Below are 26,999 nucleotides of genomic sequence, written 5' to 3' on the forward strand. Positions count from 1 at the left end.
CTGCCAGTAGTAGCTCGTGCAACCGCTGCCACACCCCGGCCCGGTTCCATTCCTCCAGCCGCCGCCAGCAGGTCATCCCGGACCCGAACCCCAACTCCTGGGGCAGGAACTCCCACTGGATGCCCGTGTGCAGCACGAACAAGATCCCGCACAACACCTGCCGGTCCGGGATCCGCTTACGCCCCGGATGCCGCGGATTGCGCTCAGGTTTGGGCAGCAACGGCTCGATGCGCTGCCACAGCCCGTCCGGCACGATCCACGGCGGCTGCTCACCACGCCTCACGGCCCGACATCGTAGATCAACCTCTACAAAGGGCGACAAGCCTCAGAGACCATTTTCTTAGGAACTCTTAGTACATCCTCACTGTTAGGAGCTGCTGGGACTGCGATAGCGGTTGCCACCATAGTTCTGAAGAGCGCGGGCCACGAGATGGCGGCGAGTATGGAGAGTGCTGAGTGGGCAGATTGCGACCGCCTTCAGCTTCGGCAGGAAGCGCGGTCCCCCGCCGACGCTGGCCGACTCCGGAAATAGTTCAGGGTTGGCACACCATCCAACGAGATGGCGGGTGCCTGCTTCGAGACGCATGATCTCGACGCGATCCAGGATCTGCCAGGGGAACCAGTAGGTCCCGCTGCGGCTGTAGACCTGAACTCCCGCCCTGCCGATCTCCAGGCGAGTGGGGCTTTTGGCTATGTTGGCAAATCCGATGGCGGCGAAGACAAGGAACGCATCGAACAGGCCCAGTAGGGCCTTGACGATGAACGGAATGTCGGTTGTGGCGATGATGATCGCCAGCAGGATGATCAGGAGCGTGTTGATGCCGACGATCGTCCAGTACATACCGCTGCTTGCGGCGAAGGCGGCATAGTCCGCGGGTGGGTTGCCTCGGTCTGGGCGGGAGAGCACCCAGTCAACATGCTCGCGAGGCGGCTCGACCAGCGGCTCTGTCGGGGTGCTTGCCGCTTCAGCTCTGTGCGTGGGCCGAATTTCCTGAGTGGTTTGTGACGGCGTAGGGCTCCGACGCGGAGGTTGGCCACCGTTGATCAGCCGTCGCACGTCCCAGATGGCGAACCAGAGGAGGCCGATGAAGGGGATGCCAAAGCATGCGTTGCCGATCACAGCATTCGTCACGCTGTTCGGCTCGTACTCCCCGGTCACGGTGGCACTGATCGCGCCGATTTCGCCCACGCAGAACAGAAGCGTCAGCACCCACAGAAGGATGCGCCCGAACCACTTCCAGGTCTTCAACCTGCGGGCCCGCTCGGCGACGGTTCGCAGGTCGGTGATGGTGTGGAGGCCGAGCGGCAGGCCGGGCCGCTTCAGCGGGGTACGAACCCATTGGCTGAGTGTCTCTCGATCGGGAGGAACGAGCCGGCCGCGGACAGCATCCTGCCAGACGGCCCTCAACCCATCGGCAAAACCGACGACATAGGGCAGCGAGGGCGTGAGCTGTGCATGTGCCACGCCGGCGGGCGCGGCGTATACCCCGAGGAACTGGGCGATCGATGGTAACCAGTCGGGCACTGTTTCCTCGGGGGCAGCGTGTCCAGAAATGATGCGGTCCCAGTGCTCTCGCCATGGCCTCAGCCAGGTCGCGATCTCGAACCTGGTAGCAAGAAGACCATCGATGGCGTACAGGGGAATAGCCACAGCCGCTGTCACGCCGTCTGCGTAGCCACGACGCTGCTCGGTGAGGCGCTCGTCGGCTGACATGTCGTGATTGACGCGCACGCCGGCATCTGCCGCCAGAGTCGGTTCGACGGGTACTCGAACCGCTGGTCGTCCCGCGACCGCTCTCGCCCCTGCCCTAGCCCTGCCTCGTGAAGGTGGAGTGGCCTCAACTGGTGAGATCCAGGAGCCGCTGCCACCGGCCTTCGGCCCCGGCCTGCGAGAATCTCCGCTGCCAGTGCGGCTGTGGCCGACGATTTCGACCTCTGCGACTGCTAGGTGACCCTCCTCGGCGTGGTGACGCCCGATGACGAATAGCGAATCATCGGTGCGACGGACGAGCGCGCCGGGGAGCTCAGCGATGCCGCTCGGCCAGCCCAGCGACATGCGTTCTGGCATATCGACGTCAACCAGCACCAGTGTCAGATCGTCCAAGAGTAGGACGATCTGCCGCTCGTTCAGAGCGATCAGTGTGCGCACAATTCTTGCCGGTGCCGGCAGACGCTGCTCCACGGTGAACTGCGATGACAGTAGGAGAAGGTCGGCCCCGTTTGACACCACCAGCCTGGTGCTGGTCAACCAGGCTGCCGCTGTGACCGCAAGAGGCAGCTCATACCACTCTTCATCGCCGACTTGCGTGCCCAGCCTGATGAGGCGCGCTGGTGTTCCCCCTGCCGATCCTCGGTCGAGACACCAGATTGATCCGTCGGGGTTTATCAGCAGGTGACTGTCGTCGAGGTTTGCTGCTCCACTCGACACCACGGTCAGCTGGCCCGTCGCCCACCGGCCAACGCCGTGTCCTCGGGTGATGAGAAGTGCACCGTCCGCCGTGGCAACCGAACCGTTGCTGCAGCCGAAGACCGGCGCAACCCATTTCGATCGCTGATTTGCCATGTCCACCGAGAGAATGCCCTGTTCGAGGGTCAGCAGAGGCGCGCCACTTCGGTCGGCGCCGATTCCTGCACGCCACATGCCGGCATGAACGACGGCGGAGACTCGACGCAGTCCGCCCGCGTTTTTCGCTATCGGCTCGCGCCTTACCTGGGGCGTCTCGGTCCGATGCTTGAGGAGTTCGTTGAGCGGCGTGTAGGCGCGGCCATGGAAGGAAGCGGCATCCGTGACCAGCTCGAAGAGGTCCTGCGGCGGCACGAACCCGCTGAGCATCGCCTCCCAATGGGACTGGTCCAGCAACAGCACATCCAAGCGCCGACCCTTGTCGACCTCGTCTATAGCCTCATCGGTGAAGCCGCTGATCGCCAGGAAGACGCCGGTCACTCCTGCCATGCGCTGCTCGACGCGTCGCTGGAGCTTTGCGATCGGCCCCGTCCCCGTTTTGGCCTGCTCCCACTTGGCCTCCAGAATGTAGCGCCGGCCCGCGTAGCTGAAGACAACGTCCAGCTCGCCGACACTCCGCTGGTCCGGCTTTGCCCGCACACCAAAGACCGTCAAAAGCTCGGCGATCATCCCGTTGAACCGCCGGCCACGGGCTTGTCGGGTCAGCCCGGAGCTCGGCCGACGAAGCTCACCGTACTCCGCCACAAGCCTGCGCCATCTAATCGGGTCCTCAAGCACCACTACATGCTGTCGCATCACACTCACTGGTCAACAACCACCCAGACCAAAACCGCCAGATTGGCCGGTTCGGCGTGCCCTGCTACGTCGACGGCAGGCCCACCACGCCGGTAGCTTCGACTCTCGATGGCCGTATTTAGTGGCCTGCGAAGCCGCCAGCGCTCGGGTCCCAACTCGAAGGAAATCCGCGGTCCACCTCGCAGCGACGCTCCTTTAGTGCCTTACCGGTGCACCAGAAGATCGCCGCACTGAACGGCGGTAGCTCCGGGCTCTGCGAGCAGGGCTCTGGCGCCACATGGCCGCGCTCGTGCGGCGGCATGGTGTGCAGCGCTTGGATACGGCGTCGCCGTAGGCGGTGTGGCCAGGACAATGGCGAGGTGGATGTTCCTGAACTGCTCGGCCGGGCGGCCACGATGGTTCCGGCCAACGCCACCAACGAGGCCGGAGCCACCGTCGCCGACGTAGTGGATGGCCTCAGATACCACGAGTGGGAAGTCGCCCTTGATCTCCTCGCCGACCTCGACGGCTGGCCTGCCGATGCGCAGTGGTGGGACCTGCTGATTGGGGCGGCGGAGCTGATGTGGCTTGCCGACACAGCCACCTGGTGCCGGTGGCGGCGCTGGGAAAGCATCCACGGGATAATCCGCACCCAGCTGACGCTCGTGCCGGCCGCTGAGGGAGGCCGGCAAACCCCGATACCGGGTAAGGGCGTGTTGCGGCCGCTGTGGCACATCGGCCAATACATGCCCGACGGTCAGCCCAACTTCCGTGTCGCCCGGAACTGGGCCGAATACGCTCCCGAACTGGCGCCGGGGGCGACGGGATCGGTTCGCCTGGCTCCCCTGGCCCCCGACGGGTGGCGTGATCTCCGACCTGACCAGACGATCACCATGCACGACGGCCGGTCCGTACAAGGGACCGCCACGGTCACCGAAATCTCGATACCGGGCTGAGAGACCCGCCAGCCGCCAGACACCACTGCCGACCCTCACCTTGTTGCCGTCCCAGCCGACGGGGCGGTCACGCAGGGCAGCGCGACGGTGACGGGCGTTGGTATGGTCGCCGGCATGGAGACGGGGGCTGGGTTCGACAGTGGGGACGAATCACGTCCTTACGGGACGGTAACCCGCTGGTGACTGTTCAGTCGTCGAGGCGCCGGACGACGCCGTGTAGAAAGCCGATTTCGATGATGTCCGACCGGGTGTATCTGCAGTCGCGGGCGGTCAGCATTCCCGGTTCCACAGCCGCCGGCTGACGGCGAGTTCTTCCGGACTGAGCCCTGGGTCGCCGGTGATGGCCATCATCGTGGTGTCCCACTCACGCTGGCCGGTGCGGTCCGGGGTGAGCAGCACTGCGATGGACATCCGACCATCGAGCGGTTCGACCGTACTGCGCTCGTGGTGTCGTAGCAGAAACCAGGACCGGAATGCGGCACGAGTGATCTCGGACAGCTCGTTGCAGACTCCGAACCCGAGTTGAACTTCGCCTGGGGCGGTCGGGCGGAACGTGCGGAACTGCCAGCTGGTCTGGTCTGGCTTTTTGACGCGGAACGCCTGCAGGGCGTTGAGCAGCAGGCGACCGAGGTCAGTACGGTATCCGACTGGCAGCCGGTCGATCGCGGCCAGGACGCGGAGGAGGTTCTCCTCGGTCTGCCCATTGAGCGGGCTGGTGGCGATGTCCTCGCACATGATCCGGACCATGGCGTGGGCTTCGTCATCATCACTGCCGGCAGGAGCGGCGGGAAGCAGTGGGACAGATGCGCGGCGGCCCGACCATGCCGCCCAGGCCGGGTCTAGAGGTGCATCGACGACCTCACGGTCTGCCGCCGCGAGTTCGTAGTATCGCTGCGGCTCTGTGCCCAGCGTTTCAGTCGAGCTGCCGACCCGATGCAGGTAATCCACGACGGCCCGCGAAGAACGCAGCTGGTTGAATAGAAACTCCCAGTCACGGCGAAGCAGGACGATGGTCGGGATCTTGCTCTCCAGTATCGGCACCTGGTGGGCCTCGGGCGGATCAGGATGATCGATCACGATGGCCGTGACCCAGGCGATCTCATTGCCATCGATGGTGACCGCGCGACCCCTGCCGTTGATCATCGTGCTGGGTTTGGTGGTTAGCTGCCGGACCGTGCCGTTCGCCTGCTTAACCGCTGCCGTGATGTTCTTCGTTAGCCAGCTTGACTCGCGCTCCGGGTTCTTAGGCTGTCCCTCGCGGCTCTTGGCCTGAACTACGACCCCGCGTTCATCCGCGACAATGAGTCCGTCGCCGACCTCCCGAACGCCGCGTCCTTTACGTTCCTGTTGGGGGTGCAGCACGAAGTCGGGCAGGCCCCACGTGGCGGCTGCGTCGTGGATGGCACTCTCGGCAGCGGTGCCTCGACGCACGCGCTCCGGCAGCGGGCTAGCGTCTGGAATGACGCGCTCGAACGTTCCGTGCGGTGTCGTAACAATCAATGTGAGGTCACCGGCGTTGCGGACCGTGGCGAGGCCCAGCTCGGAGGCAGCCACGGCGGCCAGCTCGGTGTCGGTCCACCGTCGCGGTGAGCGTCGAGCGTCGGTCCAGGATGCTGCGGCGTCGACTGCGCCGCCCGCCAGACGTTTGGCGCCCGGCGTCTCGTCAACGAAGTTTGCGAACGCGACGGCGAACATCCCGACGACACGGATGGCCAGGCGCAGCCGCACACCGAAGGTGTCATCCGGGCTGCCTGGCTCGAAGCCGTCCGGCAGGGCGAGGTCGATGAAGGTTCCAGCCTGGCCGGAGACCGAAGCCTCCGTGGCGATGGCCTTTGCTCGATATCGCGCCACTACACGCTCGTCCACCAACTCTCCCGGCGGTTCCGGGTACACGTCAACAGCATCGGCGGGTGGTTCGATGAAAATCTGCGGATCGGTCGCCGTGGCCCACGCACCGATCAGCGATCCGTCGTCCAGCCGGTTCTCCCATTCCACCAGGCACCGTAGACCGGCACGCAGCTTGTCCAGGACGGAATCGGAAGGCGAACTTCGGTACGGCTGGCAGGCCCGAATCAGCGCCACCTGCCGATCGAGGGCGCCGTCGAGGCAGCCTTGTTTCAGTAGCGCGCCGAAGCTCTCCGGCGAATCAGCAATCGGGAAGTACCGCGGAGCGTCCGAGTTCAGCACCCGCTGGCGGATGCTGAACATCGCCACTGATTCGGTGACGAGCGCATCCAGGCATTCCCAAAGCTGAACGACGCACTCCCGAAACAGAGCGGTCAGATGATCGCGTGATCCAGCCGGCCAGTCTGCATAGGCGACGATCACCCCGCTGCCGTCGGGGTTGGTGACAATGCCCGTGTCGAACACGCCTTCACCCAGCAGGGCACTCCAGGCGGCATCCAGCCGTTGCCTGGCGAGTTGGGCGGCCTGGAGGCGTTCTGCCGCCTGCGGGAAGTACTGGGTGATCACGTCGATCGACGGTACAAGCACTCCCTGACAACTTCCGCCTATAATGCCCGACGACCGAGCGGGGTGGACACCTGACCAGCCTCCTCTTCTGTCAGAGGAGGCGCAGGACGGCCGAGGCCGGCCCGTCGCGGTCACCTGAGGCCCTCGGCGCGCTTCCGCTCATGAACTCACCGCCGCGCAGATCGCGGTAGCTCCGTGCACCGAAGCTTAAAGAGCGACCGCGGAACTTGGGCGACAGTCGGGCTCAGGCTGCCGTATCCTGTTCGGTTCGGCATGAGTTCCGGGCATGGCGTCTGCCATCGACGACTCAAAGACCAGGCCGTTATGCAGATCATTTCCCTGGCTCAGCTGCGCGAGACCGACGAACGTACCCAGCGTTTCACCCCGCTGGGTCTCGGCATAGATCGCATGCTGACCCCGGAGTCCGCCGCCACCTACCACCAGGAAACGGTTGCCCAGATTGACCTTGCGGACGCCGTGGCGCAGGGTACGCGTGATGCCTTCGAGCGGCTGCGCAACATCCACGCGTACGGGGTGCTGTGCTACGAGATCTACACCCTGGTCAACGACCACGCGCTGCTGGTCGTCGAGCAGGCTCTGCGAGACAGGTTCATCGACTTCCACGACGGCTCATGCACCTTCATGCACCGCGACGGCTTCGAGAATACGATCACCATCGGCGGGTACGACGACGTATACAAAGCGGCCAAGCGGTTCTCCCCGGGCCGCGGTTACCGGCTGCTGGTGGGACGCGGCCCGGCAACTGTCGAGTTCAACGGCATGCTCGACGGCTTACGCAAATGGGCGCGGGCCGCTGGGCTGCTCCGCGGGCAACGCAATCGCCGCGTCGAGCAACTGCTCGCGAAGCTCCGCAACTCCGTCGCCCACCCCTCGTCAACGCACCTGCTTACTCCGGTCGACTGCGCGATGACGTTGCGCGACTTGGCCGAGTTCATCAATCAGCTTTGGGGAGTACCCACGCCGGGCGGCCGTCTCTATCCCGCGCCGGCCGAGCGCGACGTGCTGTTCATCGGCTGGAACGCCAACGGCACTATGTCTCTCGCTCCAGTCGACCACCTCACCGTCGGCCTGATTCGTCTCGACGACATCGAACAGTGCGCGATCGTTCGCGCCTTCTTCAGCCCGGGAACCCGCCTGGAGGACCCCGACCTCCACTACTTCAACAGTCGATACGAGAACACCCGACTACCTACCGAGTACCTGTGGGGGCCTGGCAGCCCCACCGAAGCCGCCGCCTGGCTCACCACTACCCACCCGACACGGGACTCTGTGGACCTACTTGATCAGGTCTTCGCCATTCGGCACGACGGCGACCGCGTGTACCGACCCATGAAGCCCGGTGTTGTCGCGTTGCACGACCCAGCCGACCAGACCGGCCATTGGTACCTCGTCCAAGCTGATTTCCCTCAGGATGCCTTCGTCCACGTCCGGCGGCTCTTGGCGGCCGAGCCGGGATGCAGCCAACGAGGCGAATGCACGGCATGCCCAGTCGAGATCCTCGACCAGGGCACCGTCGAGGAACTCGTCGGGCGCGGCTATCTCGCCCCCACAATCACCGCGCTGCCTCCGGCCTTCTGCCTTCGCGACGACATTCCGTACTGGCAGCCAGCGCCGCAACCCACCAACCGCGAGCCGGCGCCACGTAGCAGGAGCAACCGCCGCCGTGGTGGCGCCAGATGACTCCGCGTAGCGACCAGATCGCGGCATGACAGTACGTGTGACCGTGCTGTGGCAAGACCGTCATCCGGCCTGACTACCGTTCCGGAGCTGGGTTGGATCGTGCACAAGACCAACCGAGGCGAGAAACGGCACCCGAACATAGATTATGCCATCGTGTCAGGAACGCACTCGATTTTCTGTCGCGGAACCGACAACTCCTTGAAATGGTGTTACTAATCCCTGACGATGACGACCGACGATCAATCCGAGCTGGGCTTCGATCCGCGAGGTAGGTGTACGTATGCCCGAACTACGCCAGACCGTCTCTGCACAAACCCTGGCCGAACCTGACCTCCCGTTGATGCTGCGCTTCGCAGAGAAGGTGGACGTAGCGCCACTGAACGCATCCGCGACGAACCAGGAGATGGAAAGCAACCCTCAGTACGAAAATAGCCCGCAAGGACCCTCGATGCGTCCGTGGCGGACCCAAACCGATGGCGGGCGCGACACCAACACTGACTTCCACGAAGACTGAGCGTGCAGAGTCCTGTCGTAATCTCCGATGATCTAGAGGGTAGTGCCCAGCTCGTCGTCATCGCACTCCGAACGCGGGGCTGGGCCTCCCGCATCATCGAGTGTTCGAGGCTATCGGATCCAGCAGTTTCCTTGTCGATGCTCCATGCCGACGGCCTGACTTCTGCACTGGTACGAGACGAGGCCACCGGCCAGGAGATTGGTATAGGGCCGGAGACGAAAGTCTTCCGTCGCCAGCCGGCAGTGCCGATTCCTTCGTCGGACAGCCAACGCGACGCCGCAGTCGAATCGTTTATCAGCGCGCAGTACCGGGTTGCCATGAACTCGCTGTTCACCGTAGACGCGGTATGGATGAATTCCGCTAATAAGGACCGACTTCTCGACCAGAACAAGCTGTTTGGTGCCAAACTGGCGCGCGAGGTAGGCTTCTCTACCATTCCAACTGTTTTGACCGATTCGCCGCAAACATGGCGTCGCTTTGTCAAGGAGTGGGGATCTCGGGGCGATCTCGCCGTGAAACCCGTTGGTGCTTGGGCCGCCAAACTCCTTGGCGGGGAGGACGATGCGACCATGGCACTCTTCACAACCCGGCTAGCCAGGCGCGAGGCCGAAGACCTTGCAGAGGCGGTGGCACACGCGCCTGTACTCTTGCAGCCATATACGGAGAAGGCGTACGAGTTACGCGTGACAGCTGTCAATGACCAGCTTTTTGCTTGCCGCATTGACTCGCAGAACACGAGCAGAACGAAAACGGACTGGCGGCGATACGACTTGGCCAACACGCCGCATGCCGCGTGGGGCTTGGATGAATCGGTTAGCAGACAGCTCCAGAAGTTCATGACATTAGCAGGGCTGCGCTATGCAGCGTTCGATTTTATAGTGACGCCCTCTGGGGAGACGGTGTTCGTTGAGGTGAACCCCGCTGGACAATTCGGGTGGATCGAAGAGCTCTCAGGTCTGCCCATCAGTGCCGCCATCGCGGATTGGCTGCTCTCTAGCGAATGATGCGGACGTCAACAAACGTTTCTCTCTCTAGCCCGGGTGATTCATGGTGATCGCCGAGATGCGCTGTTTGCCGACGTGTAGATCAGCGGAAGTGCCTACCCTGCAAGGGAAGCTTGTGATTGCGACACCTACAGGTTTCTCTTCGAGGTAGGCACTTCCGAGGTGCAGCTTACGGCGTGGTCGAGGGACCTGCGGGTCACCGCGGGTGGTTCGGGTGTGGTGTCGCACGTCGGTGCGGCGTTGCTGCGGATGCTGACTGATAGGGCCGGGCTGACCGTGGCGTTGTCAGCGGGGCCGGCCCGAGCCGGCTGGTGGCCGGTGCATGATCGGGGTCGGGTGCTGGTCGACCTCGCGGTGATGTTCGCTAACGGTGGGGAAGCGATCGCCGATATCGACGTGCTCCGCCACCGGCGGGAGGTGTTCGGGTCGGTGGCGTCGGACACCACGGTGTGGCGAGCCTTGGATGAGATTGGGGCAATGCAGCTGCGGCGCGTCGCCCAGGCGCGGGCGGCGGTGCGGGCCCGGATGTGGCAGCTGTTCGGTGGTCCCCTGGCGGCACGGGCGGCGGGCCGGTACTCGGTGCCGGTGTGGTGGTCCTGGATGTGGACTCGACGATCGTGATCGCGCACAGCGACAAGGAAGGCGCGGCGGCCACTTACAAGCACACCTACGGCTTTCATCCGATCCTGGTGACCTGCGACAACACCGCCGAGCTGCTCGCGTCGAAGACCGGATCCGCTGCGCCAAAGACACCGGCCTTCGCCGACTACCGTCGCGCGAGTTCGCCATCAACGCCGCCTGGTGCACCGCCGCCCGCCTCGTGCACGGCCAACGCCGCCGCTGGCTGCGCATCCCCGGCCACCTGGCCCTGGGCCGAACAGATCGCCGCCGCGTTCAACCGGATCGCGGCCATCCCCGACCCCGGCTGACCGGCACAGCCACCGTCCCAACGACCGGAGGACCAGGAGACCACGCCCACCGCCGCGACAGACGCCCACCACCATGCCCAGAGCCCACCCATATCGATCAACAGTGATCAGGGCTGCTGGGCCGACGTGGTCGGCGCCAAGCGCGAATCATCGAGGCTAGCCATTGCATCGGACGCGGAAGAGCAGGCCATTGCACCGATGCCCAGCAATGGTCGTCGCGCTAAGCGGCGTCGCCCGTGCGCAGACTAAGCCGTTGACGCGAGTTGCTGCTGTATGGTGAGTTACCGCCCGGTGTTGCAACGGAGGGCTCTTGGGACCAATGGGATGGGCACCGCCAATCGACCGACGAGGACTGCGCGACGATGTTGCAAGCAAATTCGGTAGGCCGTGTCGAATACTCACCTAATGTCGACACTGGCCACGATCGAGTGCACTCAACTCGGCAGAGCCGTGAAGGCTGGCTACGTCCCGGAGGCCATGTACGCGGCGAGGATGTAGTTGGGGTGTCGGTCGAGGTTCTTGCGGGCGCGGTCGTAGCGCATGGTGGTGCGGGGGTCGGCGTGGCGAGCGGCGATCTGCACGTCGCGGAGGCTGACGCCGGCGTCGAGCATGGTGGTCACGAAGGTGTGGCGAAGCATGTGGGGGTGCATCCTCGGCATTCGGATCCCTGCCGCCTGGGCGAGGTGTTTGAGTCGGCGGGTGGCGGCGTGCCGGTCCATCCGCCGGCCGTGGGTGTTGCGCAGGATCGGCCCATTGGTGCGCTCATCGACGGCCCGGTCGATGGCTCGGGCGACTGCGGGTGGCAACGGGACGAGAACTACCTTGCCGCCCTTGCCACGCACGCGCAGGACACGGTGACCGTGTTCCTCACCCAGGTCGGCGATGTTCGACCCACAGGCTTCGAAGATCCGCAGCCCGAGCAGGCCCAATAGCGCGACCAGGGCGAAGTCGTTCGGGTTCGAGGACTTCCGGGCTGTGGTGATCAGGGCTTCGAACTGCAGGTGACCCAGTCCGAGGGTCGGCGACTCGGCAGGCACCGTGGGTCGACGGACGTAGTCGGCTGGCGAGTGCTCCAGGATCGCGTCGATGACGCAGACCCGATAGAACCCAACCACCACCGACAGGCGCCGCGACACCGTCGAGGGCTGGTACCGGCGCACGTCCTGTAGCCAGCGCACGTACCGCTCGATGTCCACCCGCGCTGCAGCCAGCGGGTCAAGGCCGTGCTCGGTGCACCAACGGAGGAAGACTCGCAGGTCCGACTCGGTATGGACGCGAGTCTGCCCACGGTACCGGCCCAGGAAGGCCGACACTGCAACGCGCAGAACGAGTTGATCGGAAGATTCGGCGCTGGAAGCGGAAGCAGAAGAGATAGTCATACATCACGGTGCGTCACCGCCGGCGACGAACACCAGCCCTCCCGAAGCGGCAGAAGCCTGCAGTCGGAGTTGGTTGATCGAGGCAAACAGCCAAACCCCCATGGATCGTCAGGACGGATGCCGCCGTCCGATCGACAAGCGATGGTGACGCGCTGATGATCTTTACAAGGCTCGAAAGCCGTGCGAGCGTCGGTCCGTGCTCCCCATTAGCCTTAGCAACTCCGCAGACGCATCACCGCAGGCTCCGCTCGGGGTCCTCGGGGTCCTCGGGGTCCTCGGGGTCCTCGGGGTCCTCGGGGTTCTGTTCCTTACGTTCGCCCTCGGAAACTTCGTCCTACGGCTGTGGGCCGAGCGTCGCCTACGAGCAGGCAGAACGCTGCCGGGACCATTCCGAGTACTTCGCCTGTTCGTCAATGACCCGAAGCTCTTCTTCGGTGCCCTGTGCACGCAGATCACGATCGGCGTCCTGCTGTTGGTCACCGCCGTTGTCACGACCGATCGTTGAAAGTCGGCTCTCCCATCGACCGTCTACGGCAGGACTCCCACAAGGGGGCGGTCTCCTCAGCGCGCCCGCCCGGCGGCAAGATCTGGACGCCGACTGGGAGAATCGGACAGGTGGAAGTTCGCATCGCCGCCGTGCGTCAAGGTACGCCCCACCATGGTCGAGGCCGTGTTGGCCGGCGTTCGGTTGGATGCCGAATGGACTGGGCGTCCCGCCCTGACGTGCTCAGATGGGGCGACACGATCGCGATGGCCAGCGCCGAGTCGGCGCTGCACGAAGGGCCTCGACTCCGCAGAACTGTCGAACACCACGAGCAACAAATCCTGACCCTACGGATCGCTGACGGACTGCTGCAGGTCGAACTCGACGACGGCCCGGTCGCTATCTCTCCAGGCACGGCCGTTGTTGTCGTTGCCCAGCACCCCAAGCTGTACCCCACGGGAACATGAGCCCTGACGGGCTTCCCGATCCTGGCGGTCTTCGCATAGCTCGCGGCATGAGAGTAAGCACGGAAGCAGTTGCGGAGGCACCGGCTGAACCTATCGAGCTACCAGCTCAGTTATCACCGGAGGTGGCCTCCATCGCTTCGCCTTGGCATTAACAAAGTTAAGTGTCCGCGCATCAGGCGTGAAGTACACGTACCGGTAAGCGTTTGCGATCTGCTCGTCATTTATGCGTTCTAGATCGCGATGACCGATGGCGACTATGGAATTCGTCTTAGTTGGGAGCCTCAAGCAGTAATCGGGATGCACTGGAAGGATCATGAATTGCGAGTCGAATAGAGGCAAGTCACGCGAGCGACGTGTGCGTCCAGCTGGGGGCACCAGAAAGACTGGGGTGTCTCCGAGTATGAAATGACGACCAGGCGGCGCGCGTAGGATCTCCACGTTGCATTGATCAACGATCCGTTTCAAATCCTCGAACGACTCGTCCATTTTCTTGCGAAAGTTGATGGCCGGGTCCCAGTTGGCTAAGCCCTTGGCCTTATCTACCAGAACCGAGCGCAGGTCGTCCTCACTTGCTGCCTCTCGCCCGTGCAGGGCGCGAAACTCTTGGGCAAGATACCTCCTGACGGCCTGAGTCGCGGTCAGGCGCCTCAGGGACTCGGCAATGGCTTCGTCTGCAGCCGACTGACCAAAACGCCGGAGTGTGTGACTCCTGAGCCGGTGGATCGCTATTGTGCGCTTTAGCACAGTAAGCAGCGCCGGATCGCCTAGAACTCGACCACCCATGATAGCGGCAATAGCGCTCGGAATGAGGTTCTCCGTGGGCTGCCACGCCTGTTCCATCTCACCGGTGAATGATGTTGTCCAGTCATTGAGGTAACCGCACGACTTTGGAGCCTTTTCTTTGTAGGCCTTCCATTCAAGGTGGTAGGTGCCGATCTTGATCGGTTTTCCGGGGCCCGAGAACTGCCGCAGAAGCGCTTGGGATACCAGATGCTGGCGTCGGACAGGCGGCCGAGGCGGATGTGCCATCTGCTGCGCAAGCCACTCCTGAAGATCAAGGCGCTTGGGCCGGAAGAAGAGCGGCCAATGCTGTGATCCTGAGGGCGTGATGTACTGCACGCGATACAAACTACCAATCGAGGCGCTGAGCCGGACGGGGCCGGAACCTGACCAGCCACCTGGCCCCGGGCCAGGACCACGACACACGCCAACTGGTACGGCTGCTCGACGACGTGGCCGTGACCCGTCCCGGCGGGATCGGCCGTCCGCGCAAACGCCTCGATTCCTCTCGGCGGACAAGGCGTACAGATCCCGCGGCAACCGCCTTGTGCTGCGGGCCCGGCGCATCCCGCACGACATCTCCGAGAAGGACGACCAGAAAGCCAACCGGGGCCGGAAAGGACCACGCGGTGGCCGCCCACCGTCCGCCCGCACCGCTACCGCCAACGCAACACCATCGAACGGCTGATGAACCGCCGCAAGCAGTTCCGCGCTGTGGCCACCAGGTACGACAAGCTCGCCTGCCGTTACCGGGCCACCGTGCAGATCGCCGACATCCTCATCTGGCTACGAACGGCGTTGGTACTGGCCCACCAACAGCCGCGCTCTGCTCAACCCAAGAGTACGGTCATGTCGCAGGTCCGCCGGAGTGCGGACCGCAGCTCCCGCCGAGGATCGCTCCGCTCCACCCGCGTGATTGGTTGCGGGTGCACGCTAAGGTCATCCAGTGCCACGCAGCTACAAGGATCGAACTCTGAAGCTCCTCTTTGGCACGGCGGCTCACTGCGCGTACCCCGGGTGCGCGAGCCCGATCATCTTCGAGGACCGAGGCCTGCTGACGCCGACGGCGCAGATCGCGCACATCCGGTCCGAGTCGCCCGAAGGGCCGCGCCATGACCCGGCGTATACGGGCGATATCAATGGCTTCGAGAATTTGCTTCTCCTCTGCGGCCTGCATCACCCTCCGGTTGACCAGCATGATTCGGCCTACACGATCGAGGAACTGCTGGAGTGGAAAGAACAGCAGAAACGCCAGGGTGACCGCCTTGTGCGCGACGCGGACCTCGCGGCGATCGCGCGGCGCATTAACGGCGTTCCGCCAGTCACGTCGGACGCGGTGCTTCGCGGTCCGATCGCCCATCTGGGCGAGGCGGAGCGGCTTCAGCAGGCAGAAGATCGAGTGGCCGAGTCTCCTCTGGAGGCGGCGTCGCTGTTCGCCGAGGTGGCGTCGAGACTCGAGGCCTCGCCATTCGCCCGGCATGCGATCCTGCTCCGGACCCGCCAGTGCGAGGCGCTCGAATCCGGCGGCGACTTCGAATCTGCTGCCGCTTTGCGCCTCAACTTGGGATGGGCTCTCCACACCTACGGAAACTCGTTCGCCGTGGCCGGGCACATACGCAAGCTAGACAGCAATCGCCAACACCTGTCCGAGTCGATTCTCCGATCAATCAGCGCGCTTTCATACGTCGCTGCATTCGGCTATGACCACTCCGTAGGTATCGATGACGTAGCTGCTGCTTTTGATGCGCTCCAGAGCACTGACATGAAATATATCGAATGTGCATTGATGCTCGCGGAACAGTGCATCGTGTGGCGCCGCGCCGATCTCTTGACCACGCGGATGGACCGCCTGCGCGATGCCGCTCTGACGACCCCTCTCGATGATGATCACCTGACGATCCGGGCGCGCATTCTGATGTGCCTCGCCGAAGTGGCCGACGACTGGAGTCGGCTTGACGGCGCTAGAGGGCACTATCCGCCGAACGCCGTCGCATGGATCGCCGCTCGTCATGCGCGGCATCTGGCGATCAAGGGGCGGACGGGCGAAGCGCTCCGGCGATGGCAAGATGCGATCGACGTGGCGGTCCAGGCCGGACTCAACGACTCCGCCGCGTCCTGGCTCTACGCCACGGTCTGGGTCGCGAGGCAGAACTTCGGCCCGCAACTGAAGGCGGCGGACACTCACCTGGTCGCGCAGGCGCTCAAGGTCGGCGGCAGCGGCTCAGTGCTGCCGGAGCCACAGCCGTACGCCTCACGGGCGAAGTCCAACATCCTCGACAAGCGGTGGCCCGACGCGCGACACAACCTGCACCAGCACCTCTCCTATGCGGTACTGGGCGCCGACTGGCAGGAAGAGTTCCTGGCACACCAGCGGTTCGGGGATCTGTACACGGAAACCGGACAGTGGACCGAGGCGATCAGGCACTACGTTTACGGCAGCTACTCGCAGAAGTTGAAGGCCCTGGTCGGCCGGTTGCCCGACGAGCCGCTCGACTTCCATCCACCGTCGGACGATCAGCCGGCCTGGGAACGCGCGGCGTCCTTCCGCTTTGCGTCGGTGGCCGCCGAGCTCATCCCGGAGGAGACGGCCCGGGAGTGGGCAAGTGCGTCGTATCGCGAGCTCACCACGAAGGAGTTCTCGCGCTCACCCATTGACACGTGGGGGCCTGCCTTTGGAGCGTTCGCCGGAACCTGCGGCGCCGCATCGCTGAAAGAGGCAGAAGGATTCCTAAACCTGACGCAGGACCACCTATCCGAGTCGACGCCCGACTCGTTCTTCGCGTTCTACGAGGAATACATCACGGCAGCGGTTGCCATTGCCGAAAGTCACCCTTCGCTGAGCGCCCGGGTGATCGACACTCTGTGCGATGCCGTGCTACTGAACAATCATATCGCCGACTACGCGTCCGGCAAAGGAGAGCTTCTCTTCCGTTCGAACCCACCACGCGTTTCGGAGCGTCTGGCGTCAGCGGCCTCAGAGGGAAATCGGTATGCCGCACTCACGCTCGTGCTCGCCGGTAGCGACGTCGAGCCGGTATTGGCGGTTGCTCGCTCTAGCTTCGAGCGCGACTCGCAGCCCTTCGTGTTCAACCCTAGCGTTACCACCTTCGGCACGACACTGAAGGAAACCGCCCTGCTGGTGCGGACTCTTGACGACACGGACCGGACTACCTTCACCGATGCAATGCTGGACAGGGTGGCCGAGGTGCGCGACGCCGCCGAAAATCGTTCCGATGCCCTCAAAGCGATTCTGTACCTCGCTCCCACGTTGCCGGCGGCGACGCGGTCCGCGACGTTCGACGCGCTGATGAGCTTCGTCCGGGAGCCGACGGAGAGCTTGGTCGCGTTCGGGATCGACAACGACCCATTCGCCCGCTTCAAGTTCACCGGTGGCACGCCGCCGCTGGCTGCTCTCGCCTTGCGCGTCGCGGCCGCCCTCGCGACCACCCAGGAGCAGTTCACGCAGGTGCAGGAACTGGCGATCTCCCTGATGTATGGCGCACGGGACACCGACTGGCTCCACATCGCGCACGCACTGATCGCTCTCCCAGTGGAGGCCCTCCAGATCGACCTCCCGGTCTTCGCCGCGCATCCCAACAAGGCACCCCGAGCTTTCGCCGCACGCGTGTGGGTGCGCGCACCCAGCCAGTGGCCCGACCTAGGCGTCAAGCTGGCGAAGGACCCAGAGCCAGCCGTCAGATATGCGCTGGCCAGTTCCCTGAATGACAGCCCCGAGCACGACGAGGTCCGGCACCTGCTCCAGGCCGACCACCGAAGGCTGATCGCCCGAACCGCAAGAGCCCAAGCTGGCCGCCCCAGGGCCTGACCCGGGGATGAAGCTGAAGGTTGGTGCCGGACCTACCTCGCGCCGGCCCGCCGCCGGTCGCCTCTCGAAACTATCTAAAACTCTCGATTTCGTAGCGGGGTGGGTGGGTTCTGACCGCTGAGGGTCTGGCTGAGCGCCCAGATGGCGTCTTGATGCTGGCGGGCCAGCGCCTTGATCGCTGACGCATGGTGACCTCTACGGCGGATCGAGACGGCCGGGCCGCCAGTAGCCGCGTCGCCGTGAGCCTGACGCGATCCGCCACAAGGTGACAGCGCGAATCGCGGCATGAGCGGGCACGTGATCATGCGTGCCGTGTCCGCCAGGCTCTGTCGACCACGGCGTGACTGAACAGCCTTTGAAGATCGATATCTGCGACTATACTGCGGGCGTGGCGGACTACCTCGCATCGATTTATGCCCCGGCCTGAACGGCCGCTTCGCGCAGATGACGGTCCGATCGCCGAGTTCGCGCAGGAACTGAGAGCCTTGCGGGAGAAGGCGGGGTCACCGAAGTACCTGCTGATGGCGCGGCGGACGGGCCGGTCGCGCACAGCGTTGGCCGAGGCTGCAGGCGGTGACCATCTGCCCAGCTGGGACACCGTCAAGGCGTATGTCGAGGCATGCGGTGCCGATCCACTGGAGTGGTTGCCGAGGTGGGAACGCGCGCGAGAGACGATCCGCGAGCATCGGGCAAGCCCTGTTGCCGCGCCGGCCGAACCGCAGCCGCCCACGCCACCACAGGAGTCCGCCGACGACGTGGCTATTCTGCTGCGGCTTTGGCAGGAGCAACGGGATCAGGCGCGCCAGAGTGAGAACCATCGCGCGATCCTCAGCATCACGATCGCACTGATCTGTGCCGTCACGGGTTTCGCCAGCGTCGGCGTGGGACCCGTACTGGTGCAGGTGTCGCTCGCCCTTGTCGTTGTGACGCTCGCGTTCGTCGGAGCGATGAGTAGCCACAAGTACTACGAGCGGCATCAGATGCATATGAACGAGGCACGCCAGCTCCGCCAGCAGCTCGACCAGCTGCGTCCACACCTGCGCATCGAAACCACATGGATCAGTTCCCGCACCGAGCATGCCGCCCGTTATCCGCGGGTGTACCGGCTGCGGCTACATCATCTCTGGGTGATCGTTCACCTGGTGCTTGCCCTCGTGGGTGCCGTGCTACTGGCTCGCGTCGTCCTGCTGAGGCAGCCATGACGGACCCCGATTCGCTGTTCGATCCGCTGCTGACCGTTGACATCTCGCGGTTCGAGGTGCGACCGCTGTTCCTCGGTGTGTTCTTTGGTGCGTTCGGCATCGACACCCGCACCAAGTTTGGGGTCATCTCGGCGACGTTCGATGTGGGCCGCGACCTGCTCGCTCCGCTGATGGTCAAGGCCGCCATCGACATCCTGCCCTACCTGCAGGACACCGTAAATCGGGATCCGCGAACCCGAATCATATTCGCCGGGCGAGACTCGTTCAGTCTCGGCTATGTCGTCAGCGCGATCGACCCGCACTTCAGCGCCGCCCATTGTCGCAGCCTGTACCTTACCCGCGCGATCGTGGACGATGCGCTGGCCGACCTGGAACGGCAGGGTCAATCGTTCGCGGAGATCGAGACATTCCGCAAGCGCCGACCGGGCACACCCAGCAGCAGGGCGTGGCAGCGCTTGCAGGGGTACCTGCAAGCCAGCGACTTGCAGGTGGAGTCGGCTCCCGGGCCGGTCGTCATCGTGGACACCGGCTACAAGGGCAGCATCCAGGAAATGCTGGCCGCACTGCACCCGGGCGTGCGATTCACCGGCCACTACGTCTTCTACTCAGCGGCCCTGGACGATCCGCACCCGGGGACCAAACGTGGTCACGTCTTCGACGCAGGCACGGGACCGGCCCGCGGTGGCCACGCCCTGCGGGGCGACCTGCCGCTGGATCCGTCCCTGACGTTCGCCCATCACGAAGCGATCGTCGCCGTGGAGGAGCTCCTGCAGGGTAGCCAGCTCAGCCCTACTGCCATGGACCCCACAGGGCGTCCACGACTGCGTCGGGCCAGACGGACCGGCAGCCCGTACGAAGGGCTGAACCCGGCGTTGATCGGCGAGGAGTTCACTGATCCAGCCTTCCGCGAGGGTGTGCTCGCGTTCAACGTCTTTGCGGTCAGCCGCCTGGCCCGCCGGATTGCCAGCCACGTCGACCTATCCACGAAGGGGTGGTATCAAACCGCCACCGCCAGTGCCTGGTATCACGACTTGGCGGTCCAAGTGGAACGGCTCCGCGACAACCTGCGGCTGTGGATCTCCCGTGATCCGGGCGGAGCGATGGACCCAGTCCTACGCCGCATGCTCGATGGCTTCGTCCACCGCTCCGACCGGCATCTGATCCGTAAGCTCGACGAGCAGATCTGTGAGAAGCCTCCCGAGCGGCAGGCACAGATCTGGGCCGCCTTCGACCGCTGTTCCACCGTCGAAGCCAAGAGCCGCTTCGCTGTTGACGACGCCGGGGACGAGCACATCGAGCTACCGCCAGTCCTGCTCCAACGAGATCGTGCGGTCACCACGCTGCAGGCGGGCGCACCAGGATTGACGACTGGTGAAGCACATCGGATCGCCATCGCGCTGACCGACGACGCCAACGCCGTCGAGCTTGCCGGCGCGACGCTCGCTAAGGGCTCGTTGTCAGTGGACGCGTACCTCGACGCGTACCACGCTCGTGCCGACGAGGTCCTTGAGTCCGACATCCGCGTCGTGAGTCGGCTCGCCCTGATCGTCGCGCGGGACCTCGCCGGACGCTTCGGTGTGTGACGATCGCGTGGTGGCCGCACTGGAACCGCGCGGCCACCACGCACCGATCAGCGAGCCTCGATGATGATGTCGGTGACGTGACTCCAGCCCGGGCAGGACGAGTACTGGGTGTGCGTCCCGCTCGGCCAGCTCCACCAACCCGAGTTGGTCGAGCCCGTGGCCCAGCACCAGGTCACGACGCGCCAGTCGCCGCCGCCGGTGCAGGTACCCCACGCCGTGTTCGCGTTGTTGTAGCCCTTGGTGCACTGCGTGGGGTCGACCGCGAGGGCCGGGGCGGCGAGGCCTGCGGCGCCGATAGCCGTGCCAAGGGCTGCGGCGACGAGCAGCGAGCCGACCCGCCGCACAGGCCGCCTAGTGCGGCTGGCTGGCTCGATCTTGACGTTCATGGTGTCTCCTCGGCTTCGGAGGCGCAGCGCGCCTGCTACAGCCGGTTCTACCGACACTGCCAACCGCCGCCGGCTGGCGACGGTTTACTCCGCCAAGCGGCGTTCTACAAGTTCACAAGCGGTCCGCGCTTGCCCTCCTCACAGGCTGGCCGTCACTGTCGGCAAAGCCGCATAACACACCGATCGGCTGGATCCACCATCATTAACTCCCCAACGCATCCAAGATCAGATGCACGCTCATCGGCATGAGCGGATGCCGGCCGACGACCAGGTTGGCAGAGTCCGCCTATCCCCACGGCGGCCTGGGATCCTGTCGTACCTGACCAACGCCACCTATCTGCCCAACCACGCCTGGACGCTGCATCTCGCCGCTTGGTGTCCGGCCACGACGGGCTGGTGGTGAAGCTTCTCTGTCTGGCGGCTGGCGTTGCTCACGGCGAGAGGGGCGTCGCGACGAGCGTGGCGCGGTGGCGGACTGGTTCTCCCGCCACCGCGCCGACTTGTTCTGCTACTCCGGGGTGGTGGTGTCCGGTGGTTGGCGTGTGCCGAGGATCCGGACGGTGGTGCTGAGTTTGATCGGCTTGTCGTCGGGTCCCTTGAGGAACGGTTCGATGGTGATGGTTTTGCGGAGGCGTCGGCCTGGTCCGTAGGCCTGGTTGCGTTCGTGTCCGGAGACCCAGTAGCGGTAGTCGGGTTGCACCCGGCTGCGCGCGCGGCTGTCAGAGGTCGGTTCGGTTAGCGGCGTGGTGGTGGGTGGTGTGATCCGTATCAGGCGAACGTCGGGTGTGGGGCGTTGTTGTCGCTGGTAGGCCTTGGTGATGGCCTTGGGGATTTTCGCCGGTACGGCGTCGGCCATGTGTTGGTTCATCAGGAGCCAGGTGGTGATCAGTGGGCCGAGTGGGTGGTGGCCGTCGATGGTGGTGCCGGCGGGGAGGTGTTCGGTGTGGGTGGGGATGAGCCAGCCGATGTCGTGTCGCAGTGTGGGCATGAGGTCGTTGGTGAGGCCGGTGCCGATGCTGCGGTAGGCCAGGAGGTGCCAGCCGTCGGTGTGGGGTGTCCAGGACACGGCGGCTATCTGGTGGTGTTGGCCGATGGGGTGTGGCCAGGCGAGGAGGCCGCTGCGGGTGGGGGTGATGCGGTCGGTGACGGGTGCGGGTGGTTGGTTGCCGGTGACGTCGTGGGTGAGGCGGGTGAATTCGGGGTTGATCCAGTACAGGGGTGCGCGGTCGAGGTCGTCGGCGAGGGTGTGTCGGGTGGTGGGGGTGTGGAGTGGGTCGGGTAAGTCGGCGGGGCTGCGTAGCAGGCGGGTGAGCCGGTCGCGGATCTTGGGCAGCATGTCGGGGGTGATGGTGGCGGCCGGCCAGTCGGTGGTGGTGATGAGGGTGCGTCCTTCGCGGGTGAGGACGATGGCCCGGTGCACCATGCCGAGGATGGTGTGGCGGGGGTCGTGGGGGTGCCAGCCCATGAGGGCGGCGCTGGCGGCGGTGAGGGTGTCGGGGTCGTCGGCTTCGATGTGCTGGGCGCAGCGCAGGCAGACGTGCCAGTGGGTGTTGTAGGTCTGGATGACCTCATGGGTGCCGGCGAGGCCTTGGGCTTCGAGTTCGGCGGTGCGGTAGTTCCAGATGGGGTGGGTGGCGCTGCAGATGTGGCAGCGGTCGTAGACGTCGTCGATGAGGTGGGCGGGTACGGGGACGGGTGGGTGTCGGTCGGTTTCGCTGACCGGGTGCCGGTAGCGGGTCTGGTCGCCGTGCCGGTGGGTGGTGAGGCTGTAGCCGCAGGTGGCGCAGGCCATCAGGGTGCCGAGGTTCATGCGCCGGTCCCCCGGTCGGTGGGGTGCAGGTCTCGGGGGCGTGGTCCGCGGCGGGCTGCGCGGGTCGGCATGTGCAGGCCGGGGGTGTAGGTGACGTGTTGGTTTCCGCCGCGGTGTTTGGCGTGGTACATGGCGATGTCGGCGCGGTGCAGGGCGACGTCGCCGAGGCTGTCGGTGCTCTCGACGCAGGCGACGCCGATGCTGGCGGTGACGGTGATGGTGCTCAGGTGTCCGTCGATGTCGAGGCGGGTGGGGGCGGCGATGACGGCGACGAACGCGGCGGCGATGCGGTCGACGTCGTGGCGGCAGACGGGGAGCAGGGCGGCGTATTCGTCGCCGGAGAGTCGGGCGGCGACACCGCCGTGCAGGTCGGTGAGTTCCTCGATGCGGTCGGCGATGGTGATGAGCAGGTCGTCGCCGGTGTCGTGGCCGTGGGTGTCGTTGACGGTTTTGAAGCCGTCGAGGTCGATGAGGATGACGAGGATGGGGTGCGGGTGGGTGGTGAGGGTGGTGTGGGCGGCGAGGAGTCCGGCGCGGTTGAGCAGGCCGGTGAGGGGGTCGTGGGCGAGTTGCCAGGCGGCGTCGGTGAGCGCGGCGCGCAGGCGCCGCGTCTCGGCGACCGCGTGGCGGGCCCAGGCGGCGAAGACGATCGCCACGGTGGTGGTGGCGATCACGGCCAGGGTGGTGAACACTGGGTTCCTCCATTTCTGGTGGAGAACCCGGGACGCACACGTTTCGTAGGCGCTGGCGTCCCGGGTCCCGGATACGACGAAGGCCCGCCGGCGGCGGGCCTTTCCTTTGTGGTGCCGGTAGCGGGGGGCGGTGTCGTTGTGCCGCCCGGATTGGGCACCGGTGGTGGGCGGATGGTGCGCGGTGATCGAGGTTGTCGCGGGGTCCGCGCGGTGGGTGGTGGCTTGTCAGGTGGGTAGGTTGCGCAGGAGGTGGTGTGCCAGCCAGTCGCGTGCGGTGGGCAGGACGATGAGGTAGGTGGCGCCGACGCGTCCGGTGGGCTCCCACACGCGCGCGTCGGGTGGGTTGACCGAGGCGATGACGACGAGGCCACGGCAGATCAGGGGGCGTCGGACCCGGGCTACGAGGTCGGTGCCGATGATGATCAGTGGGCGTCGGGTGGCGTAGCGGCGGCCCTCGGGGATTGATGCGGCGTAGTCGAACTCGCAGCCGGCGTCTCGTTCCACAGCTTGTAGTTCGGCACGCAGCAGTCGACTGTCGGTGATGGCGATGGGCGGGAACCAGACGGATGCGGTGGGACGCCTGCGGGTGGTACGTCCCGGGCCGGGCACAGCCGGTGGGTGAGCGGCCGGGTTGCCGGATCTGGCGGGCGACGGGAGTCCTCGTGGCGGCGGGGTGTTCAGGGAGCGGCGGGGCGGGTGGGCGGCTTGGTCGGCGTGCAGCGTGGCGGTCAGGTCAGCCGGGATGACGGCGTAGGGTTCCACGGCGCGGAGCACCTCCGACGGGTCGAGGATCGTCTCGATCAGGCCGAGTTGCAGGTTGCTCGGCTCCTCGTCGGAAGTAGCGGTCGGGTTGTTGGTGAAGTCGGCGACGGTGGCGAAGTAGGTGTGGTGGGGGTGGTGGGGGTTCCAGCCGACCTGGATCGTGTAGCGCTCGAATCCGGGTCGGGGTGTGAGCGTGTGGATGGTCATGCCTCTCCTTCGGGCGGCTATGACGGACGGGTAGACGGGCAGCCGCGCTAGGGCGTTACGGGTGCCGGTGGGAGGGCTGCTGGGGCGGCTGCCAGGTGCAGGGCGGAATGCTGAGGCACGGCGGTCAGCCCGCGTCGGGTTCGGTTGGCGTTGCGGTCTGCGCGAACGTGGACGGTGGGAGTCCGGCGTGCAGCGCCTGCAGCAGCAGGTCGGCAAGCCGGTATCCGGGATCGACCTGCAGGGCGCGTTCTGCTGCCATGGCGGCCAGCGCCCCGTCGCCGCACCGCCAGGCGGTGATCGCGAGCAGGGTGGCCGGTGCGGGAACGAGGGTTTCGCGGGCGCGGCGGGTGATGTCGGTCCAGAACGTGACGTACTGGTCGGTGGGTGGGGTGAGGTCGGCGGCGAGGTCCCGTACGGACAGGCGGACCAGCAGCACGGTGAGCCAGGCGACCTCGTCATCGGTGAGTGCCCGGTCGGGGTGGCGCAGCGCCGCCCGGACCGCCCGCGGGCCGGCCTCGTCCACGGCAGCCGTGTCGTCGGCGATGAGGGCCTCCAGTCGGGCCACCGCCGTGTCGGTCGCCTGCTGCATACGGTCGCGGGCGGCGCCGGTGAGCGGTGCGAAGCGGGCGGCGACGGCGGCTCGGTCCGGGAAGGCGACCAGCCCGGCGGCGGTGGCCTGCACGGCGACCAGTGAGGCGGTCGGGTCGAAGGGGGTTCCTTCCGGCGGGCAGCAGGCCCGGTTGTCGCAGAGCAGGCTGACGAAGCGGCTGCCGGTCACCCGCAGTAGTTCCAGGACGGTCATGCCCTCGGCGGTGAACGCGTCGCGGACCGCGTGCAGAGCCGGGTCGACGTGCTCGGCGGTGCCGTAGCCGACGAGCAGCAGTTCGGTGATCGGCTGTTGCTGGTGCAGGACCGGGATCAGTCGGCCGGCGAGGTCGCGGATCTGGTGGGCGGGTGCGTCGAGGGCCGGTAGATCGGTGCGGGCGGCGAAGACGACCCGGCCGTGGCGGGAGACGATGACGACGATGCTGGCGTCGGTGGGGTGGAAGCCAAGCAGGTACGGCACGGCGGTCACCACGTCGGCCGGTGAGCGTAGGGTCAGCTTTTCGGCGAAGGACACGCTGTTCTCCTCGTGAGGGTGTGCGGGCGGGATGGGTGTGGCGTGGGCGGGTGAACGCGGGTGGGTCACCGCGGGTCGGTCCGGCAGCGGCGTGCGCGGGTGGCGGACCGAGGGTGGGCTTTGCCGGTCAGTCGCGGTCGGGATCCAGGAACTGATCGATACCGGCGGTGTGGACGGTGGCGGTCACCGTCATCAGCTCATGGGCGAGACCGGCCAGGGTGTGGTGCAGAGCGACACGCACGGCATCGTGGGCGGCGGCGCCAGCGTCAGCGGCGGTGGCGTGGCCGCGAAGCCACGTCTCGTACTCGTGCCGCCACGGCACCCGCCACCGGCCGTGCTCGCCGGTGGCGTAGTCCGACTCGGCCCAGCCGTACGCCTCCCACGCCTCACCGAGACCGGTGCTGGTCACCGCCCGCATCACCTGCGATGCCGCGTCGCAGGCCTGCTCCACGGTGCGGGCGACGACCAGCAGGGTCAGCTCCACGACCACCGTGACGTGGTGGGCCCGCGGCAACGCGTCGAGCCCGAGACCGGTCAGGAACCGGTCGACCCTCCGCGCGCTGTGCTGGTAGGGGCCGTCGAATTCGGCGTCGACCAGGGCACGGATCGCGCGGGCGCGGATCTTGCGCCGCAGGCCGACCAGGGCATCGAACGCGGCAGCCCGCTCCGCCGTCGCCGCAGCAAGGTCATCGTCAGCGGTGGATTGCCCAGCGCTGGACGACTCCGACACCGCACTGTCGTCGGGGCTGTCGGCCAGCCACGTCAGCCCGGTCAGCACGATGCCGGCGGCAGCCAGCGCCGGCAGGTGCGCCTGCATCGCCGTACGGGCGGCGTAATGTGCGTCGGCCGCCCGGCTCGCCGTGGCCCACACGTGCAGTCTGACCTGCACGGTGATCCGGTACCACCGCGACGTCGGCGGGCCGTTTCCCGCCGGCAGCGGCGTCACCTCGATGACGCGCTGCGGATACACCGCCACCGCAGGGTCCAACTGGCGGATCTCGTCCGGCACACCGAAGCGGGCCTGCGCGTGGGCCTGCGCGTCATCGGTATGCGACCGCGTGTATGACAGCTGCGCGTCGGCAGAGACCGTCCACCGCTGCGGCAGCGGATCCAGACCCCAGACGGCGAGGGCGTCTTCCACACCGGGCCGGCAGACCAGCCGACGCTCTAGGGCCGTGAGGAGCGCGGAGCGTGCCTCGTCTGCGAGCGCCTGCCGCTGTTGCACGGCGGCAGTCGTTTCCAGGCGCAGCACCCGGATCTGCTCGCGGATGGGGTCGGTCATCGTGGCACCGCCTCTGGGGCGGTGCTGGTGTGACGGCGGTGGGCGTACGGCGCGGTACGCGGCGTCGACCGTACGGTGATCGTCTTGTGGGTATGGTCGGACCGCTGGTTGTCGGGTGCGGCGCTGCCGTGGGGCGGGGTGGCAGTGCGGTCGCAGGCGGGGAGGGTGCCGTGGTGTCGGCACAGGGTGAGGCGACGCATCGTGT

General features: G+C 65.9%; 22 protein-coding genes and 1 pseudogene. 11 read left to right on the forward strand and 12 right to left on the reverse strand.

What is annotated here, in order from left to right:
- Together AB0M35_RS25675 and AB0M35_RS25680 are read right to left on the reverse strand one after the other, a co-directional pair.
- A partial coding sequence (locus AB0M35_RS25675; protein WP_363748572.1) for a transposase occupies positions 1-256 on the reverse strand: 256 nt, incomplete at its 3' end.
- Positions 257-367: 111 nt separating this feature from the next.
- Positions 368-3,259, reverse strand: coding sequence for a restriction endonuclease (locus AB0M35_RS25680; RefSeq protein WP_363748574.1), 2,892 nt, complete (start codon positions 3,257-3,259; stop codon positions 368-370).
- 359 nt (positions 3,260-3,618) lie between these two features.
- On the opposite strand from AB0M35_RS25680, the gene AB0M35_RS25685 reads away from it, so the two are divergent.
- On the forward strand, positions 3,619-4,194 hold the full coding sequence (locus AB0M35_RS25685) for a hypothetical protein (RefSeq protein WP_363748486.1): 576 nt from the start codon (positions 3,619-3,621) through the stop codon (positions 4,192-4,194).
- A 270-nt stretch (positions 4,195-4,464) separates the two neighbouring features.
- On the opposite strand, the gene AB0M35_RS25690 is transcribed toward AB0M35_RS25685, so the two are convergent.
- Entirely contained in the window at positions 4,465-6,666 is a 2,202-nt protein-coding gene (locus tag AB0M35_RS25690; RefSeq protein ID WP_363748488.1) for a hypothetical protein, read from the reverse strand.
- 324 nt (positions 6,667-6,990) lie between these two features.
- On the opposite strand from AB0M35_RS25690, the gene AB0M35_RS25695 reads away from it, so the two are divergent.
- The 5 genes from AB0M35_RS25695 (at position 6,991) to AB0M35_RS25715 (ending at position 10,814) form a co-directional block, all read left to right on the forward strand.
- Positions 6,991-8,367, forward strand: a complete 1,377-nt coding sequence (locus AB0M35_RS25695) for a hypothetical protein (RefSeq protein ID WP_363748489.1) — start codon at positions 6,991-6,993, stop codon at positions 8,365-8,367.
- Between the two features lie 280 nt (positions 8,368-8,647).
- On the forward strand, positions 8,648-8,881 hold the full coding sequence (locus AB0M35_RS25700) for a hypothetical protein (RefSeq protein WP_363748490.1): 234 nt from the start codon (positions 8,648-8,650) through the stop codon (positions 8,879-8,881).
- A 137-nt stretch (positions 8,882-9,018) separates the two neighbouring features.
- On the forward strand, positions 9,019-9,885 hold the full coding sequence (locus AB0M35_RS25705; RefSeq protein ID WP_363748491.1) for a hypothetical protein: 867 nt from the start codon (positions 9,019-9,021) through the stop codon (positions 9,883-9,885).
- A gap of 162 nt (positions 9,886-10,047) precedes the next feature.
- Positions 10,048-10,506, forward strand: coding sequence for a hypothetical protein (locus tag AB0M35_RS25710; protein WP_363748492.1), 459 nt, complete (start codon positions 10,048-10,050; stop codon positions 10,504-10,506).
- A complete protein-coding gene (locus AB0M35_RS25715) occupies positions 10,473-10,814 on the forward strand; it encodes a hypothetical protein (RefSeq protein WP_363748494.1) in 342 nt (113 codons plus the stop codon). The genes AB0M35_RS25710 and AB0M35_RS25715 overlap by 34 nt, the downstream gene beginning before the upstream one ends.
- A gap of 461 nt (positions 10,815-11,275) precedes the next feature.
- Here the strand turns inward: AB0M35_RS25715 and AB0M35_RS25720 are convergent, their stop codons facing one another.
- Positions 11,276-12,193: a tyrosine-type recombinase/integrase gene (locus AB0M35_RS25720; protein WP_131309620.1), complete on the reverse strand. Its 918-nt coding sequence runs from the start codon at positions 12,191-12,193 to the stop codon at positions 11,276-11,278.
- A gap of 699 nt (positions 12,194-12,892) precedes the next feature.
- On the opposite strand from AB0M35_RS25720, the gene AB0M35_RS25725 reads away from it, so the two are divergent.
- Entirely contained in the window at positions 12,893-13,144 is a 252-nt protein-coding gene (locus tag AB0M35_RS25725; RefSeq protein ID WP_363748496.1) for a hypothetical protein, read from the forward strand.
- 90 nt (positions 13,145-13,234) lie between these two features.
- Here the strand turns inward: AB0M35_RS25725 and AB0M35_RS25730 are convergent, their stop codons facing one another.
- Positions 13,235-14,263, reverse strand: coding sequence for a DUF4238 domain-containing protein (locus AB0M35_RS25730; protein ID WP_363748497.1), 1,029 nt, complete (start codon positions 14,261-14,263; stop codon positions 13,235-13,237).
- Positions 14,264-14,581: 318 nt separating this feature from the next.
- On the opposite strand from AB0M35_RS25730, the pseudogene AB0M35_RS25735 reads away from it, so the two are divergent.
- The 4 genes and pseudogenes from AB0M35_RS25735 to AB0M35_RS25750 form a co-directional block, all read left to right on the forward strand.
- Positions 14,582-14,695: pseudogene (locus AB0M35_RS25735) on the forward strand (IS5/IS1182 family transposase); the annotation flags it as partial.
- A 175-nt stretch (positions 14,696-14,870) separates the two neighbouring features.
- Positions 14,871-17,750: a hypothetical protein gene (locus tag AB0M35_RS25740; RefSeq protein ID WP_363748499.1), complete on the forward strand. Its 2,880-nt coding sequence runs from the start codon at positions 14,871-14,873 to the stop codon at positions 17,748-17,750.
- A gap of 413 nt (positions 17,751-18,163) precedes the next feature.
- Entirely contained in the window at positions 18,164-18,952 is a 789-nt protein-coding gene (locus tag AB0M35_RS25745) for a helix-turn-helix transcriptional regulator (RefSeq protein WP_363748501.1), read from the forward strand.
- The gene (locus AB0M35_RS25750; protein WP_363748503.1) at positions 18,949-20,535 is read left to right on the forward strand and encodes a hypothetical protein; all 1,587 of its coding nucleotides are present in this window, start codon (positions 18,949-18,951) and stop codon (positions 20,533-20,535) included. Before AB0M35_RS25745 ends, AB0M35_RS25750 begins: the two co-directional genes overlap by 4 nt.
- Before the next feature lie 47 nt (positions 20,536-20,582).
- Here the strand turns inward: AB0M35_RS25750 and AB0M35_RS25755 are convergent, their stop codons facing one another.
- The 7 genes from AB0M35_RS25755 to AB0M35_RS25785 form a co-directional block, all read right to left on the reverse strand.
- Positions 20,583-20,921, reverse strand: a complete 339-nt coding sequence (locus AB0M35_RS25755; protein WP_363748504.1) for a hypothetical protein — start codon at positions 20,919-20,921, stop codon at positions 20,583-20,585.
- Positions 20,922-21,429: 508 nt separating this feature from the next.
- Positions 21,430-22,731 carry a hypothetical protein gene (locus AB0M35_RS25760; RefSeq protein WP_363748506.1) on the reverse strand — a complete coding sequence of 434 codons (1,302 nt, stop codon included), beginning with the start codon at positions 22,729-22,731 and terminating at the stop codon, positions 21,430-21,432.
- Positions 22,728-23,423 (reverse strand): GGDEF domain-containing protein, encoded by a 696-nt coding sequence (locus AB0M35_RS25765; protein ID WP_363748508.1) that lies wholly within the window; start codon positions 23,421-23,423, stop codon positions 22,728-22,730. Before AB0M35_RS25765 ends, AB0M35_RS25760 begins: the two co-directional genes overlap by 4 nt.
- Before the next feature lie 225 nt (positions 23,424-23,648).
- On the reverse strand, positions 23,649-24,392 hold the full coding sequence (locus AB0M35_RS25770) for a hypothetical protein (protein WP_363748509.1): 744 nt from the start codon (positions 24,390-24,392) through the stop codon (positions 23,649-23,651).
- A gap of 124 nt (positions 24,393-24,516) precedes the next feature.
- Positions 24,517-25,512, reverse strand: a complete 996-nt coding sequence (locus tag AB0M35_RS25775; RefSeq protein WP_363748511.1) for a DUF4192 domain-containing protein — start codon at positions 25,510-25,512, stop codon at positions 24,517-24,519.
- A 127-nt stretch (positions 25,513-25,639) separates the two neighbouring features.
- A complete protein-coding gene (locus AB0M35_RS25780) occupies positions 25,640-26,794 on the reverse strand; it encodes a hypothetical protein (RefSeq protein ID WP_363748512.1) in 1,155 nt (384 codons plus the stop codon).
- Entirely contained in the window at positions 26,791-26,994 is a 204-nt protein-coding gene (locus tag AB0M35_RS25785) for a hypothetical protein (protein ID WP_363748513.1), read from the reverse strand. The genes AB0M35_RS25780 and AB0M35_RS25785 overlap by 4 nt, the downstream gene beginning before the upstream one ends.
- Positions 26,995-26,999 lie beyond the last annotated feature (5 nt).

The organism is Micromonospora sp. NPDC051196 (assembly GCF_040682415.1).
Lineage (GTDB): Bacteria > Actinomycetota > Actinomycetes > Mycobacteriales > Micromonosporaceae > Micromonospora.

What these genes read in the sequence shown, in the direction of transcription:
- AB0M35_RS25680 (WP_363748574.1), bottom strand. Translation starts at nt 3,259, where the DNA reads ATGCGACAGCATGTAGTGGTGCTTGAGGACCCGATTAGATGGCGCAGG.
- AB0M35_RS25695 (WP_363748489.1), top strand. Translation starts at nt 6,991, where the DNA reads ATGCAGATCATTTCCCTGGCTCAGCTGCGCGAGACCGACGAACGTACC.
- AB0M35_RS25700 (WP_363748490.1), top strand. Translation starts at nt 8,648, where the DNA reads ATGCCCGAACTACGCCAGACCGTCTCTGCACAAACCCTGGCCGAACCT.
- AB0M35_RS25705 (WP_363748491.1), top strand. Translation starts at nt 9,019, where the DNA reads ATGCTCCATGCCGACGGCCTGACTTCTGCACTGGTACGAGACGAGGCC.
- AB0M35_RS25720 (WP_131309620.1), bottom strand. Translation starts at nt 12,193, where the DNA reads ATGACTATCTCTTCTGCTTCCGCTTCCAGCGCCGAATCTTCCGATCAA.
- AB0M35_RS25725 (WP_363748496.1), top strand. Translation starts at nt 12,893, where the DNA reads ATGGACTGGGCGTCCCGCCCTGACGTGCTCAGATGGGGCGACACGATC.
- AB0M35_RS25745 (WP_363748501.1), top strand. Translation starts at nt 18,164, where the DNA reads ATGCCCCGGCCTGAACGGCCGCTTCGCGCAGATGACGGTCCGATCGCC.
- AB0M35_RS25750 (WP_363748503.1), top strand. Translation starts at nt 18,949, where the DNA reads ATGACGGACCCCGATTCGCTGTTCGATCCGCTGCTGACCGTTGACATC.
- AB0M35_RS25755 (WP_363748504.1), bottom strand. Translation starts at nt 20,921, where the DNA reads ATGAACGTCAAGATCGAGCCAGCCAGCCGCACTAGGCGGCCTGTGCGG.
- AB0M35_RS25760 (WP_363748506.1), bottom strand. Translation starts at nt 22,731, where the DNA reads ATGAACCTCGGCACCCTGATGGCCTGCGCCACCTGCGGCTACAGCCTC.
- AB0M35_RS25770 (WP_363748509.1), bottom strand. Translation starts at nt 24,392, where the DNA reads ATGACCATCCACACGCTCACACCCCGACCCGGATTCGAGCGCTACACG.
- AB0M35_RS25780 (WP_363748512.1), bottom strand. Translation starts at nt 26,794, where the DNA reads ATGACCGACCCCATCCGCGAGCAGATCCGGGTGCTGCGCCTGGAAACG.
- AB0M35_RS25785 (WP_363748513.1), bottom strand. Translation starts at nt 26,994, where the DNA reads ATGCGTCGCCTCACCCTGTGCCGACACCACGGCACCCTCCCCGCCTGC.